The organism is Pseudomonas sp. PAMC25584 (assembly GCF_058135675.1).
Genome location: NZ_CM176870.1, coordinates 5949195 through 5961575, shown reverse-complemented (window position 1 = coordinate 5961575; position 12381 = coordinate 5949195). Strand labels below are relative to the sequence as shown.

Annotated in this window: 11 protein-coding genes; 6 read left to right on the top strand and 5 right to left on the bottom strand. The window is 59.5% G+C overall.

The features are described 5' to 3' along the window. Nucleotides 1-63: 63 nt before the first annotated feature. The 4 genes from ACS5Q8_RS27965 to ACS5Q8_RS27950 all read right to left on the bottom strand — a co-directional run bounded on the left by ACS5Q8_RS27965 (nt 64) and on the right by ACS5Q8_RS27950 (nt 3623). Entirely contained in the window at nt 64-510 is a 447-nt protein-coding gene (locus ACS5Q8_RS27965; RefSeq protein WP_426099934.1) for an NfeD family protein, read from the bottom strand. 10 nt (nt 511-520) lie between these two features. Next, a complete protein-coding gene (locus tag ACS5Q8_RS27960; protein ID WP_046381704.1) occupies nt 521-1441 on the bottom strand; it encodes an SPFH domain-containing protein in 921 nt (306 codons plus the stop codon). Nucleotides 1442-1518: 77 nt separating this feature from the next. Next, nucleotides 1519-3201: a GspE/PulE family protein gene (locus ACS5Q8_RS27955; protein WP_443697289.1), complete on the bottom strand. Its 1683-nt coding sequence runs from the start codon at nt 3199-3201 to the stop codon at nt 1519-1521. A gap of 83 nt (nt 3202-3284) precedes the next feature. Continuing rightward, nucleotides 3285-3623, bottom strand: coding sequence for an ACT-like domain-containing protein (locus ACS5Q8_RS27950; protein WP_465159664.1), 339 nt, complete (start codon nt 3621-3623; stop codon nt 3285-3287). Nucleotides 3624-3750: 127 nt separating this feature from the next. Between ACS5Q8_RS27950 and ACS5Q8_RS27945 the strand changes: the two genes are divergently transcribed. Continuing rightward, entirely contained in the window at nt 3751-4221 is a 471-nt protein-coding gene (locus ACS5Q8_RS27945) for an Lrp/AsnC family transcriptional regulator (protein ID WP_010167872.1), read from the top strand. Nucleotides 4222-4305: 84 nt separating this feature from the next. On the opposite strand, the gene ACS5Q8_RS27940 is transcribed toward ACS5Q8_RS27945, so the two are convergent. Further along, on the bottom strand, nt 4306-5673 hold the full coding sequence (locus ACS5Q8_RS27940; RefSeq protein ID WP_465159663.1) for a CYTH domain-containing protein: 1368 nt from the start codon (nt 5671-5673) through the stop codon (nt 4306-4308). A 158-nt stretch (nt 5674-5831) separates the two neighbouring features. Here ACS5Q8_RS27940 and argE point away from each other — a divergent pair, with 158 nt between their 5' ends. From argE to ssuE, 5 genes are all read left to right on the top strand, one after another. Further along, nucleotides 5832-6980 carry an acetylornithine deacetylase gene (gene argE / locus ACS5Q8_RS27935; protein ID WP_276195357.1) on the top strand — a complete coding sequence of 383 codons (1149 nt, stop codon included), beginning with the start codon at nt 5832-5834 and terminating at the stop codon, nt 6978-6980. Nucleotides 6981-7113: 133 nt separating this feature from the next. Next, nucleotides 7114-8412: an amino-acid N-acetyltransferase gene (gene argA, locus ACS5Q8_RS27930; protein ID WP_276195356.1), complete on the top strand. Its 1299-nt coding sequence runs from the start codon at nt 7114-7116 to the stop codon at nt 8410-8412. Nucleotides 8413-9108: 696 nt separating this feature from the next. Next, a complete protein-coding gene (locus ACS5Q8_RS27925) occupies nt 9109-10473 on the top strand; it encodes an OprD family porin (protein ID WP_276195355.1) in 1365 nt (454 codons plus the stop codon). Between the two features lie 291 nt (nt 10474-10764). Further along, nucleotides 10765-11403: a peroxiredoxin gene (locus tag ACS5Q8_RS27920; RefSeq protein WP_276195354.1), complete on the top strand. Its 639-nt coding sequence runs from the start codon at nt 10765-10767 to the stop codon at nt 11401-11403. A gap of 316 nt (nt 11404-11719) precedes the next feature. Further along, the gene (ssuE, locus tag ACS5Q8_RS27915) at nt 11720-12313 is read left to right on the top strand and encodes an NADPH-dependent FMN reductase (protein ID WP_276195353.1); all 594 of its coding nucleotides are present in this window, start codon (nt 11720-11722) and stop codon (nt 12311-12313) included. The last annotated feature ends 68 nt before the right edge of the window (nt 12314-12381 follow it).

Sequence of the window (12381 nt, the reverse complement as noted above, 5' to 3'; positions counted from 1 at the left end):
TGACTCCGGGTGGGTTATCTGTACATTATGATTGTAGTTAACCCAATCGAGTTCCATCACTGACTAAACAGTTTCAACCTGCAAAACCGTCCCATCCTGTGCAATCACGCGTACATGAGCGCCTACGGGGGTGTCCGGGCCGGTCACGATCCACACGCCATCGCCGACTTTTATCTTGCCGCGGCCATCCACAATCGCCTGATGCACGACAAACGTGTGGCCGATCAGCTCAGAACCCCGCTCGTTGAGCCCCGGTTGGTCGCTGGCCTTGGCGCTGCTGCGCTGGCGTTTCCACCAGTACACCGCCGTCAATATCGACAATACCGCGAACAGCAGCAGTTGCCATTCCAGCCCGAGCGGCGGCACCAGGAACTTGATCACGCCCACGGCAGCGGCGGCAATACCCATCCACAACAGGTAGCCGCCGGCGCCGAACACCTCAAGAATCAGCAACACCGTCCCCAGCGCCAGCCAATCCCAAAACGATAGATGCTGCAGGAAATCCCACATGGCGATGGCCTCAGCCTTTCTTGTTGTCGAAAGTCGCTTTGACGATTTCGCCGATACCGCCCACAGCGCCGATCACCTGGCTGGCTTCCAGCGGCATGAGGATCACCTTGCTGTTGTTGGCGGAAGCCAGTTTGCCCAGCGCATCGATGTATTTTTGTGCGACGAAGTAGTTGATGGCCTGCACGTTACCGGTGGCGATCGCTTCGGAGACGACTTGGGTGGCGCGGGCTTCTGCCTCGGCTTGACGCTCGCGGGCTTCGGACTCCAGGAACGCGGCTTGGCGTCCGCCTTCCGCTTCGAGGATCTGCGCCTGCTTCTTGCCTTCGGCGGTCAGGATCGCCGACGCCCGCAGGCCTTCGGCTTCGAGGATCTGTGCACGCTTGATCCGCTCGGCTTTCATCTGGCCCGACATGGCGGCCATCAGGTCAGCAGGCGGGCTGATGTCCTTGATCTCGATCCGGGTGATCTTGATACCCCACGGCGCCGTGGCTTCGTCGACGGTGCGCAACAGTTTTTCGTTGATGCCGTCACGCTGGCTGAGCATCGCATCCAGTTCCATGGAACCGAGTACGGTACGGATGTTGGTCTGCAACAGGTTGCGGATGGCATGTTCGAGGTTGTTCACCTCATATGCGGCCTGGGCGGTGTTGACCACCTGGAAGAAGCACACGGCGTCGATCTGCACGGTGGCGTTGTCGGCGGTGATCACTTCCTGGGGCGGGATATCCAGCACGCTTTCCATCACGTTGATCTTGCGACCGATGCGGTCCATGACCGGGATGATGATGTTGAGGCCGGGCTTGAGCGTGTTGGTGTAGCGGCCGAAGCGTTCGACCGTCCACTGATAGCCCTGGGGCACGACTTTGAAGCCCATGAACAGGATGGCGATGGCCAATCCCACGAAAAGAAGCAGTACGGTTCCGATCTGCATAGCGATTCCCTATCTGAAGATGTCAGTAAAACGACGTTCGGCCGATTGTAGCGGGGTTGTCTGCGATAAGAAGGATTTCACCGCCCGACAGCCAACGGATTTGTTTCTGAATCCCCAGGCGTGACCCGTAAGACTTCCGCCAGGCTGGTCAGCCCGGCTTCAACCCTGTGCATGCCGGCCATTCGCAGGCTGCCCATACCTTGCCGGAGCGCCGTCCGGCGCAAGGCCTGCACGTCGGTACAAGGGGTGATCAGCGACTTGAGCGCGTCGTCCAGCACCATGATTTCGTAGACCCCGGCGCGCCCACGATAACCGCTGTCACGACACTCTGCGCACCCGATCGCTGTGGTGTGCTTGCCGCTCGTCGTGCGTTTGCAGTCGGGACACAAGAGTCGCACCAGGCGCTGCGCCATCACGCCCAATAATGTGGCCTTGATCAAATAATGAGCAATTCCCAGTTCCTGCAAACGGCTGATCGCACTCGGCGCATCGTTGGTGTGCAGGGTCGACAGCACCAGGTGCCCGGTCAGCGCGGCCTGGATCGCCATCTCGGCGGTTTCCTGGTCGCGAATCTCGCCGATCATGATGATGTCCGGGTCTTGGCGCAGCAACGCACGGATGCCGCTGGCGAAGGTCAGGCCGATATTGTGCTGCACCTGCATCTGGTTGAACGCCGGCTCGACCATCTCGATCGGATCTTCCACCGTACACAGGTTGACCTCACGGCTCGCCAGGCGCTTGAGGGTGGTGTAGAGGGTGCTGGTCTTGCCGGAGCCGGTGGGGCCGGTGACCAGGATGATGCCGTGGGTCTGGCGGGTCAGGCTGTGCCAGCGCTCTTGGTCCTGGGCCGAGAGGCCAAGCTGGTCGAAGTCCCTGAGCAGTACCTGGGGGTCGAAAATCCGCATCACCAGTTTCTCGCCAAACGCCGTGGGCAAGGTTGAAAGGCGCAATTCAACCTCCGCGCCCGCCGGGGTTTTGGTCTTGACCCGCCCGTCTTGCGGCTTGCGTTTTTCCGCCACGTTCATCCGGCCCAGGCTTTTCAGGCGGCTGACCACCGCCATCGTGACCTGGGGCGGAAACTGATAGACGTCATGCAGCAGTCCATCGATGCGAAAACGCACGCGGCCCTGGTCGCGACACGGCTCGATGTGGATATCGCTGGCCCGCTGGCCGAACGCGTACTGCAACAGCCAGTCGACGATATTGACGATATGCGCGTCGTTGGCATCCGGCGCCTGGTCGCCGGCGCCGAGGTTGAGCAGGTCGAAATGGCCCGGCGCAGGCGTTGTTTGATCGGCCCCGCTGACCGACTTCGCCAGGCGGTAAAACTCCCCGATGCAGCGCTGGATGGCCTGGGGGTTGGCGACCACGCGCTTGATCGAGCGCTTGAGCACCTGCGCCAGCCCGGCTTCCCAGGCGCTGACATACGGCTCGGCGCTAGCAACTGTGATGCTCTGCGCATCCACGGCCACCGCAAGAATGCCGTGGCGCTGGGCGAACGCGTGGGACATCAACGGCACCAGCGTCGCCACATCGATCTTCAGCGGGTCGATACGCAGGTAAGGTTGCCCGCTACGCTGCGCCAGCCATTGCGTCAGGGTTTCCAGGCAAGGCCCCTGGGCCGCGATGCACTCCAGGGGATGCTGGTTAGGTACGGGCGGCAGCGTCGACAAGCGCTGAGCCACATCGAATGTGACCATGCCTTGTTCGACCAGGGCCGGTAACAACGTGGGCAATTCCAATCGCTGATCAACAGACATTGAGGTATTCCTGGGTGGCACCGGGTGTATTCCCAGGCTAGTCAGCCCCTGGTTCGCTGCCTTCCAGTGTGTATTGCAGGCTTTTACCGGGCGCCTGCCACCACCGCCTGAGGCCGCCCGGAATCAGCCGCCCACATCTCCAGCGAGCACACGCTGATCAGGTTTCGAATCTTTTCACCGATCACTTGGGCGCGGTGCCAGCTCAGGCCATCGATCACGATATCGAGGGTCAGCAAGTCATCCTGGCGATTCACAACGACCTGCCGGGGTGTCAGGAGTTGCAGCGCGAAATAGTTGAGCACCCGGCACAGCACGTCGGGTTCGGCCTCGGCGACGATCTGGTAATGGGCCTGGCAATGGGGATTATTGACGGCCCACGCATCGACGCGGGTAGCGGGGTAGGTGGTTTCGACGGCGTGCATGCTGACTCTCCAGATTTGACTGAAGAAATTTTTACATTCGCCAGCGGAGATTTCTTATCTAAGATGAGCCTGATTCGCAGAAAAATGCACAAATCAATTCAAGATAGCCACAACAATAGGTATTTCTATGCACAGCGAGCTGGACGTCTACGACCGCCGTATCCTGGCCCTGCTGCAAGAGGACGCCTCGCTCTCCAGCGCGCAGATCGCCGAGCAGGTCGGCCTGTCTCAATCGCCATGCTGGCGGCGAATCCAGCGGCTGAAGGAGGAGGGCGTGATCCGCGGTCAGGTCACGCTGCTGGACCGTAAGAAGATCGGCCTCAATACGCAGATTTTTGCCGAGGTCAAACTCAATGCCCACGGGCGCTCCAACTTCACCGAGTTCACCGAGGCGATCCGTGGGTTTCCCGAAGTCTTGGAGTGTTATGTGCTGATGGGGGCGGTGGATTTTCTGCTGCGCATCGTCACGTCGGATATCGAGGCGTATGAGCGGTTTTTCTTCGAGAAGTTGTCGATGGTGCCGGGGATTCAGGAGGTCAATTCGATCGTGGCGTTGTCGGAGATCAAGTCCACCACTAGCTTGCCAGTATTGCGCTGACAGGGCTGGCCTCATCGGGAGCAAGCCCCCTCCCACATTGGAATGCATTCCAAAGTGAGAGGGGGATTGCTCCCGATGGCGATATTACAGACGCAGCAGGGTCTTCCAGGCACGGTTCTGATACACCGCAATCGCCTGGTGCATGCGCGCATCCAGCGATTCATCGGTGATCGGCTGGTTGGCCAGTTGCACCAGCTTGTTCAATTCACCGTACAGGCGGTCGAGTTCCGGGATGTCTACCACCTGGCGTGCGTGGTGCAGCCAGGCCTGGATGCGTTCGATGCGCGGCAGTTGCTCGGCCAGGTCTTCCGGTTGCTGCTGATAGCGCGGCAGTTGCAGGGCGACGGCATCTTCGGCCAGCAGGCGTGGCAGCCAGTTGGTGATTTGCGCAGCGCCCTGGCGGTTGCCGCGCACGTTGCGGTCGGCGGTCCAGGTGCGGTTCAGCAACCAGCGGGAGGTGTTCAGCGAGAACAGGCCCCAGCGCACGTCGGTCAATTCCTCGGCGAATTGCTCCGGCGCGGCTTTGCGAATGTCTTCATCGTCGTCACCGGCCTGGACCAGCGGGCGCCAGTCTTCCAGCAACGCGTCCAGTGCGCTGCGCAGTTCGCTGGTGGATTGACGCGGCGCGGCCTGGCCGAGGCTGCCGAGCAGGGCGCGCAGTTCGCCAAGGTTGTCGACCCAGTCCTGCAGCAGGCGCCAGTGGCCATTGAAACGGTATTGCTCGGCCAGGCGCTGGCTGCTGCCCAGCAGGTGCCACATGATCGCGGCGAAGGCATCGTCCAGTGGCATTTCGGCCTGCAATTGCGGCGCCGGCAGGCTCAGGGAATAGCTGCTGGCGTCATACAGGCGGTAGCCGCGTTCGGCCTTGCTGATGTCACATGGCATTAGCGCCAGGGTCGCGGCCAGTTCGGCGGCCAGTTCCAGCAGGGCGGCGGGTTCACCTTCGCGCAGTTCCAATTCCAACTCGCAGATTTCTTCTTTCTGCTTGCCGACCACCACATGGCCCAGGTCCAGTGCGGCTTCGATCACCACCTTGGTCTTGCCCCGGCCCCAGGCGATTTCGGCGCGTTCGCGCACGAAGTCGGTGGTGAAGATCGGCTTAAGGGTCTTTTTGTCCAGCTCGGCGAGTTCCTCGGGCCAGCATTCGCCGTCGAGTTTTTTCACGTCGAGCTTGGCTTTGGGCAGTTCCCAGTTGTACTCGTTACGCTCCGACAAGCCGGCGACGCTTTGGCCGCGGGTCTTGAGGGTCTGGATCACGGTGTCACCGTCCTTGCGTAAACGCAGGGCGACTTTGGCCTTGGCCAGGTCGCGCTCGGGGGTGTCGAAGTACTGGTTCATCAACTCAAGGTGTTCCCAGCCACTTTTGTTGCGTTTTTTCAGTAGCGGGTGCTCACGTAGCGCGGCGAGTGTTTCGCGGCTGACGCGGAGCTTGATTTCGGTTTCTTTCTGCATGGCCGGAAAATCCAGGATCGGGAGCGCAGCCGGGAAAAAGAGTGGCTGCCAAGGTCGTGCAGTGTACAGGACTGAGCCCGGCAACGCGCCGCAACGGTTTATTGTGTCGTGCAGATGCCTCTATAGTGAGGTTCATCCGGGAAGTAGGGAGACTGCGCATGCCGTTACCGTCCATGAAAGAGCAATTCGCCGCCTTGATTGCCACGCCGTCGGTCAGTTGCACCCAAGCGTCTCTCGACCAGAGCAACCGTCCGGTGATCGACCTGCTCGCCGGCTGGCTGGGCGACCTGGGCTTCGCCATCGACATCCAGCCTGTCAGCCCCGGCAAGTTCAACCTGCTCGCCAGCTTCGGCACGGGCCCCGGTGGCCTGGTGTTGGCCGGCCACAGCGATACCGTGCCGTATGACGCCGCGCTGTGGAAGACCGACCCTCTCAAGCTGACGGAGGTCGACGGTCGCTGGGTAGGATTGGGCAGTTGCGACATGAAGGGTTTTTTCGCGCTGGCCATCGAAGCGGTGTTGCCACTGCTCGATCAGCCGTTCAAGCAACCGCTGCTGATTCTCGCCACCTGTGATGAAGAAAGCTCCATGTCCGGTGCCCGTGCATTGGCGGCGGCCGGGCGCCCGCTGGGGCGTGCGGCGGTGATTGGTGAGCCGACGGGCCTCAAGCCGATCCGCCTGCATAAAGGCGTGATGATGGAACGCATCGACATCCTCGGTCGCAGCGGCCATTCGTCGGACCCGAGCTTGGGCCACAGCGCGCTGGAAGCCATGCACGACGCCATCGGCGAACTGCGCGGCCTGCGCCTGGCCTGGCAGCGCGAGTACCGCAACCCGCAGTTCAGCGTGCCGCAACCGACCCTGAATTTCGGCTGCATCCACGGCGGCGACAACCCCAACCGCATCTGCGGCCAGTGTTCCCTGGAGTTCGACCTGCGGCCCTTGCCCGGCATGGACCCGCAGGTGTTGCGCGCGGCGATCCGGCAGAAGCTCGAACCGGTGGCCGAGCGCCATAAGGTGAAGATCGACTATGCACCGCTGTTCGCCGAAGTGCCGCCGTTCGAGCAGGCCGAAGACGCGGAGCTGGTGCGGGTCGCGGAACGATTGACCGGTCATCGCGCCGAAGCAGTAGCGTTCGGCACCGAAGCGCCTTATCTTCAGCGCCTTGGTTGTGAAACCCTGGTGCTTGGCCCTGGCGATATTGCCTGCGCCCACCAGCCGGGCGAATACCTCGAAATGTCACGCTTGACGCCTACAGTGCGTCTATTGCGGGAACTGATCGAGTATTACTGCCTGACACCGGCCTGATTTAACCCCTGCCCATGCGTACATAAGGAGAGCGAGCGTGTCCCCAAGCCTGTTCCGACGATAACCATCAGCCTGCTGTGCGTTTTCACGACTCATCCTTTTTAGGCTGCTTTTTATTACAGGCCCAGGTTCCATGCCCGACTACGTCAATTGGCTTCGTCACGCTTCGCCCTACATCAACGCCCACCGCGACTGCACCTTTGTGGTCATGCTGCCCGGCGATGGTGTGGATCATCCGAACTTCGGCAATATCGTCCACGACCTGGTGCTGCTCCACAGCCTGGGGGTGCGACTGGTGCTGGTCCACGGTTCGCGCCCACAGATTGAAGCGCGCCTTGAAGCGCGCGGCCTCACCCCGGCTTACCATGACGGCCTGCGCATCACCGATGCCGCCACGCTGGAGTGCGTGATCGACGCGGTCGGCCATCTGCGCATCGCCATTGAAGCGCGCCTGTCGATGGACATGGCCTCGTCGCCGATGCAGGGCTCGCGCCTGCGCGTGGCCAGCGGCAACCTGGTGACGGCGCGCCCGATCGGCGTCCTCGAAGGCGTGGACTTCCACCACACCGGCGAAGTGCGTCGGGTCGACCGCAAAGGCATCAATCGCTTGCTGGACGAGCGCTCCATCGTCCTGTTGTCGCCCCTGGGTTATTCGCCCACCGGCGAGATCTTCAACCTGGCCTGCGAAGACGTCGCCACCCGTGCCGCCATCGACCTGGCCGCCGACAAACTGCTGCTGTTCGGCGCTGATCCTGGCCTTATCGATGAAAATGGTCGCCTGGTGCGCGAACTGCGTCCGCAACAAGTGCCGGCGCACCTGCAACGCCTGGGCAGTAACTACCAGGCGGAATTGCTCGATGCAGCTGCCGAGGCGTGCCGTGGCGGCGTAGCGCGTAGCCATATCGTCAGCTACGCCGAAGACGGCGCCTTGCTCACCGAACTGTTCACCCGGGACGGCGGCGGTACGCTGGTGGCCCAGGAACAATTCGAGCTGGTGCGCGAGGCGGCGATCGAGGACGTTGGCGGCTTGCTCGACCTGATCAGCCCGCTGGAGGAACAAGGCATCCTGGTACGCCGTTCGCGGGAAGTGCTGGAGCGTGAGATCGAGCAGTTCAGCGTGGTCGAACGCGAAGGCATGATCATCGCCTGCGCGGCGCTGTATCAGATCGCCGATTCGGATGCGGGGGAGCTGGCGTGCCTGGCGGTCAACCCGGAGTACCGCCACGGCAGACGCGGCGATGAGCTGCTGGAGCGCATCGAGACCCGCGCCAGGGCGCAGGGTTTGAAGACGCTCTTCGTGCTAACCACACGCACGGCGCACTGGTTCCGCGAGCGCGGCTTTGTGCCCAGCAGTGTGGAGCGCCTGCCTTCGGCGCGGGCATCGCTGTACAACTATCAGCGTAACTCGAAGATTTTCGAGAAGGCCCTGTAAAACCCAGCCCTCCCGGCCACTGAGCTGACCCCCATGGGCGCTGGCTTGCCTGCGATGCAGACGTAACGCTATCGCAGCCAAACCAGCCCCCCACTTCGAATATCGCTACGCCCCACGGGCGAAGGGTGCGTCAATGTGCCTACCATCCCCCCTACTAAAGTTTTAGAAATCTTGATCTCAGCCGATATGATCAAGTCGGCAATGGGTAAATTGCATGAAATTGCTGCTGTCAGACGGCTCGGTCGGCGGCGCTGACAGCGCGATGAAATGTTAGCGATACAAAAACTGTAACAAATTGACGGGAAGATGGGCGTTTAGCCATGATGGCGTCGCCTTTTTTGATCGCTGGTTGACGTCTGTAACGGTGCATTCAGATCTAAAAGATCTGAAAATCGGAAAACTAATACCCTTTAGGAATTAGCTGGTGCGGCGGTTGGTCTATTCTGACGTGCCCCGCTTCATGCAAAGGCTTATTCCAAAGTAGTATGAAAAAGAATGAAATAATTCTTTTTGGGTGTATGAAAAACTCATTACCCTGCAGGGACCAAATAAACTGCGATTAGACGAAGGTAGTAGACATACAAGGTTACGATTGACTTGGCGGTCACTATCTGGCGCTAATCGCGCATCTGTGGATCTCGGGCGTTAGACCCGAGACCAAAGAAATACAAAAATTAGAAATGAGAGGAGCGGTACATGAAGAAGTCCACATTGGCATTGTCTGTAGCTTTGGGCGTAATCGCTCAGCAAGCAGGGGCTGCCGGTTTCATCGAAGACAGCCACGCCACACTGAGTGCGCGTAACTTTTACATCAACACTGATAACCGTGATGGCCAGCCATCGGCGTCCTCGAACACCCGCAGCAAGAACTCTGAATGGGGCCAAGGCTTCGACCTGCGTTTCATCTCGGGTTACACCCAAGGTACCGTTCAGTTCGGGGTTGATGCGATCGGCCTGTACGGCGTGCGTCTGGATTCCAGCCGCGCAGAACACGGTAACTACAACGGCACCGCATCTGGCGGTACTGTGTTCCCGAGTGATGGCAACACTGCTGTTAATGATTTCGCCAGCCTGGGCGTGACCGGCAAGGTCAAGATCTCCCAAACCGAGCTGAAACTGGGCACCTTGCAGCCCAAGCTGCCAGTTATCGTGACCAACGACGGTCGTATGCTGCCGCAAACGTTCCAAGGTGGTCAGATCACTACCAATGACATCAAGGATCTGACCCTGGTTGCCGGTCAGGTTGAAAAGGCCAAGGGTCGTAACTCCAGCAATAACGAAAACCTGTCGATTGCCGGTGCCAACGGTAGCTCCAACTACAACACAGGCACTTTCGTTAACAAGTTCTACTACGCCGGTGGTGACTACAAACTCACCAAGGACCTGACTGCCCAGTACTACTACGGCAATCTGGAAGACTTCTACAAGCAGCACTTCCTGGGGCTGACTCACAACTGGGCTATTGGTCCGGGCGTGTTGAAGTCTGACCTGCGTTATTTCAACAGCTCTGACGATGGTAAGAACGGCAACACCGCCGCTTACTACACCAGCGGTAACTACAGTGGTGTCGCCAACGGCAAGGGTAAGGTTGACAACAACCTGTACAGCGGTCTGTTCCTGTACAGCGTTGCCGGCCACACCTTTGGTGGTGGTTATCAGGTCAGCAATGGCAGCAGCGACTTCCCTTGGTTGAACCAGGGTGACGGTTCGTCGGCTTACCTGACAACTGACATGCAGATCCAGAAGTTCGCCCGTGCCGGCGAGCGTACCTGGCAAGCTCGCTACGCTTATGACTTCGCTAAAGTCGGCTTGCCTGGCCTGACCGCCGGTGTTGTTTACCTTAAAGGTTCCGATATCGACACCGTCACCGCCACACGCACTGAAATTACTGGTCAGTCCGAGTGGGAACGTGACATCACGCTTGCCTACGTGATTCCAGAAGGCCCGCTGAAAAACCTCGGCGTTGCCTGGAAAAACGCAATGTGGCGTACCGACCTGGCGAACACCCGTTCCCAGGACGAAAACCGCCTGATCGTCAGCTACTCGCTGCCACTGTTCTAGTAGCGTAAAGCTGTTGTAAGCCTGTAAACCTTGCCCGGCGCAATGCCGGGCAAGGTGTCTTGCTTTTCAAGTCGGGCTCAACCCCCGCAAGCCCTTCCTGAATCCCTCTTTTTACAGCGTCTCAAGGCCTTCTCGAACCTTGGAATGAATGTTGATCCTCGCCCGTTCATAGGTCTAGTGAACACATTTTTAATATTCCTATATCGTCTAAATAAATCGATATTTATTCTTTTTAAATAATCTGTAATCCATGCACAGTGGGCTCCATAAGCATTCATCAGGAGCCACACCATGAGCCTAAGACTGGGCGACATCGCCCCCGATTTCGAACAAGATTCCAGCGCCGGCAAGATTCGTTTCCACGAGTGGCTGGGCGATAGCTGGGGTGTGCTGTTTTCCCACCCGGCGGATTTCACGCCGGTATGCACCACCGAGCTGGGCTTCACCGCCAAGCTCAAGGACGAATTCGCCAAACGCGGCGTCAAGGCCATCGCCCTGTCGGTAGACCCGGTGGACTCGCACCACAAGTGGATCGAAGACATCAACGAAACCCAGAACACGATCGTCAACTTCCCGATCCTGGCTGACGCCGACCGCAAGGTCTCGGACCTCTACGACCTGATCCACCCGAACGCCAGTGACACCCTCACCGTGCGCTCCTTGTTCGTGATCGACCCGAACAAGAAGATTCGCCTGACCATCACCTACCCGGCGAGCACCGGGCGCAATTTCCACGAAATCCTGCGGGTCATCGACTCGTTGCAACTGACCGATAACTACAAAGTCGCCACGCCCGCCAATTGGCAGGACGGCGATGAAGTGGTGATCGTGCCGTCGCTCAAGGATGAGGAGGAGCTCAAGAAGCGCTTTCCCAAGGGTTATCGAGCGGTGAAGCCGTACCTGCGTCTCACCCCGCAACCCAACCGCTGACACAGGACCCATGTGGGAGGGGGCTTGCTCCCGATGGCGGTGTGTCAGGATTGAATGTGTCGACTGACACACTGCTTTCGGGAGCAAGCCCCCTCCCACAGGTTGACCGCATTTCAAGTCACACATAGCAGGGGTTTTCAGGCCGTTTCGACGGCCTTTTTTTCGCCTGGCGATTGATTGGTTGTATATTCTTTTAAAGAATAAACAAATGAAAAAATAAGATTTATAGATATATAAATCTGCTGATAAGGTTTGTTCCATCTTGGCGCCATCGCCACACAGCGAACCGCCGACACTTGCTAAAGGAATTTCCTACATGCTGGTCGTAACACTTGGAGGCAGTCCCAGCCAGCGTTCCCGCTCCGGGGTCTTGCTGGATAAAACCCGTCAGTGGCTGCAACAGCAGGGCGTGGAAGTGGTGAGTTATCAGATACGCGACTTTCCGGCCGAAGACTTGCTGTATGCGCGTTTCGACAGCCCCAAAGTCATCGACTTGTTGCAACAAGTGGCCAACGCCGATGGCCTGGTGATCGCCACGCCGGTGTACAAGGCCTCGTTCTCGGGCGCGCTGAAAACCGTGCTCGACCTGCTGCCCGAACGCGCCCTGGCCCACAAGGTGGTGTTGCCCATCGCCACCGGCGGCAGCATCGCCCACATGCTGGCGGTGGACTACGCGTTGAAGCCGGTACTGTCGGCGTTGAAAGCCCAGGAATTGCTCCACGGGATCTTTGCCGAAGACAGCCAGATCGCCTACGGCGAAGGCAGTGCCCAGGCGCAACTGGTGCCGATCCTCGAACAACGCTTGAACGAGGCTCTGGAAACGTTCTACGCCGCCATGGCCCGCCGCCCGAAACCGCTGGACCCGCATGTGTTGAATGAACGTTTGTTGAGTGCTCGCTGGAGCATTTAAGCCTTACCGATTCAAGAAGTACTCACCTTACTCAGCCGCCAACGGCCAAGCAGGTGCAGCCAACCCCC

Bases quoted from the DNA above. Each gene is read 5' to 3' on its own strand.
- ACS5Q8_RS27965 (WP_426099934.1), bottom strand. From the start codon at position 510: ATGTGGGATTTCCTGCAGCATCTATCGTTTTGGGATTGGCTGGCGCTG.
- ACS5Q8_RS27960 (WP_046381704.1), bottom strand. From the start codon at position 1,441: ATGCAGATCGGAACCGTACTGCTTCTTTTCGTGGGATTGGCCATCGCC.
- ACS5Q8_RS27955 (WP_443697289.1), bottom strand. From the start codon at position 3,201: ATGTCTGTTGATCAGCGATTGGAATTGCCCACGTTGTTACCGGCCCTG.
- ACS5Q8_RS27950 (WP_465159664.1), bottom strand. From the start codon at position 3,623: ATGCACGCCGTCGAAACCACCTACCCCGCTACCCGCGTCGATGCGTGG.
- ACS5Q8_RS27945 (WP_010167872.1), top strand. From the start codon at position 3,751: ATGCACAGCGAGCTGGACGTCTACGACCGCCGTATCCTGGCCCTGCTG.
- ACS5Q8_RS27940 (WP_465159663.1), bottom strand. From the start codon at position 5,673: ATGCAGAAAGAAACCGAAATCAAGCTCCGCGTCAGCCGCGAAACACTC.
- argE (WP_276195357.1), top strand. From the start codon at position 5,832: ATGCCGTTACCGTCCATGAAAGAGCAATTCGCCGCCTTGATTGCCACG.
- argA (WP_276195356.1), top strand. From the start codon at position 7,114: ATGCCCGACTACGTCAATTGGCTTCGTCACGCTTCGCCCTACATCAAC.
- ACS5Q8_RS27925 (WP_276195355.1), top strand. From the start codon at position 9,109: ATGAAGAAGTCCACATTGGCATTGTCTGTAGCTTTGGGCGTAATCGCT.
- ACS5Q8_RS27920 (WP_276195354.1), top strand. From the start codon at position 10,765: ATGAGCCTAAGACTGGGCGACATCGCCCCCGATTTCGAACAAGATTCC.
- ssuE (WP_276195353.1), top strand. From the start codon at position 11,720: ATGCTGGTCGTAACACTTGGAGGCAGTCCCAGCCAGCGTTCCCGCTCC.